The 1,003-nt window shown below is 64.5% G+C and carries 3 protein-coding genes; 1 reads left to right on the top strand and 2 read right to left on the bottom strand.

Features of this window, described 5'->3' with window-relative positions:
- The coding region (locus FKP22_RS31610) for a phosphatidylglycerophosphatase A family protein (protein ID WP_141292097.1) at positions 1 to 351 on the top strand (351 nt) is incomplete at its 5' end.
- A 29-nt stretch (positions 352 to 380) separates the two neighbouring features.
- Here the strand turns inward: FKP22_RS31610 and FKP22_RS31605 are convergent.
- Entirely contained in the window at positions 381 to 677 is a 297-nt protein-coding gene (locus tag FKP22_RS31605) for a type II toxin-antitoxin system RelE/ParE family toxin (RefSeq protein ID WP_170201216.1), read from the bottom strand.
- Positions 674 to 898 (bottom strand): addiction module protein, encoded by a 225-nt coding sequence (locus FKP22_RS34565; protein ID WP_141292095.1) that lies wholly within the window; start codon positions 896 to 898, stop codon positions 674 to 676. Before FKP22_RS34565 ends, FKP22_RS31605 begins: the two co-directional genes overlap by 4 nt.
- Between the last annotated feature and the right edge of the window lie 105 nt (positions 899 to 1,003).

Genomic DNA, 1,003 nt, shown 5'->3' with positions numbered 1-1,003 from the left:
GGCTGGGGCTGGGTGCTGCTGGTCGGCTTTTTCGTCGGCTGGTGGGCCTGCACGCGCACCGCGCAGGCCATGCGCGTGGGCGACCCCGGCGCGGTCGTCTGGGACGAGGTGCTGGCCTTCTGGCTCATCCTCTGGCTGGTCACGCCCTCCAGCTTGGTCGCGCAACTGGCCGCCTTCCTGATCTTCCGCCTTTTTGACGCCGCCAAGCCCGGCCCGGTCGGCTGGGCCGACCGCCGCTACAAGGGCCAGCCCGGCACGCTGCCCGGCTGGCGCCAGGGCTTCGGCATCATCTTCGACGACCTGGTGGCGGCGCTTTGCACGCTGCTGGTGATGGCACTCTGGCACGCATGATGGCCGCCGGAAGTCGCGCGCGGCGCAATTCAGCGATCACGCCAATATCCGGGTTCCCGCCTCTGGTGCGAAACTGCCAGCACGAACACGACATTGCCTTCGATGGCATAGAAAACGGTGTACGGGAATCGTCGAAGCAAACAATGGTGCGTGCCGTCGTCATCCTTCTTCCACTTCTCTGCCGAGTCGGCCAGCGCATCAATGCAGTCGAGCGCTTCGGTCCGAAATGCCTCAGCGGCAAGCGGATTGCGTTCGCGATACCACTGGAACGCACCCGCAATTTCAGCTTCTGCGTCGGGAAGAATGACGACTTCGAACTGACTCACAGTGCACGGAGTCGTGCCTTGGCCCCGGACCACGGAACCGGAACGATGGTCCCATCCCGAAGCCCGGCACGCCGCCTGCGAATCTCCGCACGCCAAGCCTCAGAAATGCAGGCATCGTCGCTGCCTTCCAGGCTGTCAAGCAACGCAACAACCAGCGCGGACCGTTCGTCCGTCGGCAAGGACAAGGCTTCATCGAGAAGCTGGTCAACGCGAGCAGTCATGCGTCAAAGTCTAGCATCGGGCGCCATCTCAATGCCTGCGTCTGCGGCGCAACCCCAGTGATGGACACACTGCTCACCGACGCCGCCTCGCTGCAAGCCCGCCTG

The organism is Ideonella azotifigens, assembly GCF_006519715.1.
GTDB classification, from domain to species: domain Bacteria; phylum Pseudomonadota; class Gammaproteobacteria; order Burkholderiales; family Burkholderiaceae_C; genus Ideonella; species Ideonella azotifigens.
Note: the sequence above shows the minus strand (reverse complement) of the source record. Positions and strands in the feature narration are given on the sequence as shown.

Excerpts from the sequence above, each read along its gene's own strand:
- FKP22_RS34565 (WP_141292095.1), bottom strand. The coding sequence starts at position 898 with ATGACTGCTCGCGTTGACCAGCTTCTCGATGAAGCCTTGTCCTTGCCG.